A 1,008-nucleotide genomic window follows, 5' to 3' on the forward strand; every position below is an offset into this window, starting at 1 on the left:
CCTGGTCGCGCAATTCACCGAGCGAATTGATGATTCTCATCTAAGATGACGAAAATTACTCGCCCTGTTCAAACGGGCCATGGTGGTCCATCCAGTCAAAGTTCCTGCTGCCCGCCGCCCACGCCCACGCCCACGCCCACTGATGAGTAGCATTGCGATTTGCCGAGTTCCTCGCCCATAGTTCCGCTGGAGAATTAATCGCCAGGTCATCCGTTCCACCGACGCATCCACCGCTATTCTGAACTGCGTCGATGCTATCGAGCACACAATCAACTAATTTTCCCACGCTATCACCCTCACTCAATTGACTTAACCATGTCTTCGATCACCTTCTTCGCGTCGCCGAATACCATCATTGTCTTGTCCATGTAGAACAGGTCGTTGTCGAGCCCGGCGTAGCCCGCTGCCATCGAGCGCTTGTTCACGATGACCGTACGCGCCTTGTACGCCTCGATGATCGGCATGCCCGCGATCGGTGACTTCGGATCGTTCTTCGCCGCCGGGTTCACCACGTCGTTCGCGCCGAGCACCAGCACTACGTCGACCTGGCCGAACTCGCCGTTGATGTCGTCCATTTCATAGACCATGTCGTACGGCACTTCGGCTTCCGCGAGCAGCACGTTCATGTGCCCCGGCATACGTCCGGCCACCGGGTGAATCGCGTACTTCACCTCGATGCCCTTCTCGACCAGCTTGTCGGTCAGCTCCTTCAACGCATGCTGCGCCCGCGCGACCGCCAAGCCGTAACCCGGCACGATCACCACGGTTTCAGCATTGCCGAGCATGAACGAAGCATCATCGGCAGAACCCGATTTCACCGGACGCTGCTCAGCCGACCCACCTGCCGCTGCCGCTCCCGGCTCATTGCCGAAGCCGCCGAGAATCACGTTGAAGAACGAACGGTTCATCGCCCGGCACATGATGTACGACAGAATCGCACCGGACGAACCCACCAGCGAGCCCGCGATGATCAGCATCGGATTGTTCAGCGAGAAGCCGATGCCCGCG

General features: G+C 58.7%; 1 protein-coding gene. It reads right to left on the minus strand.

The window, feature by feature from the left end; translation table 11 throughout:
* Positions 1-296 precede the first annotated feature (296 nt).
* A partial coding sequence (locus P0D96_RS48110) for an NAD(P)(+) transhydrogenase (Re/Si-specific) subunit beta (RefSeq protein WP_408321377.1) occupies positions 297-1,008 on the minus strand: 712 nt, incomplete at its 5' end.

It is taken from the genome of Paraburkholderia sp. RL17-347-BIC-D, from assembly GCF_046027915.1.
Lineage (GTDB): Bacteria > Pseudomonadota > Gammaproteobacteria > Burkholderiales > Burkholderiaceae > Paraburkholderia.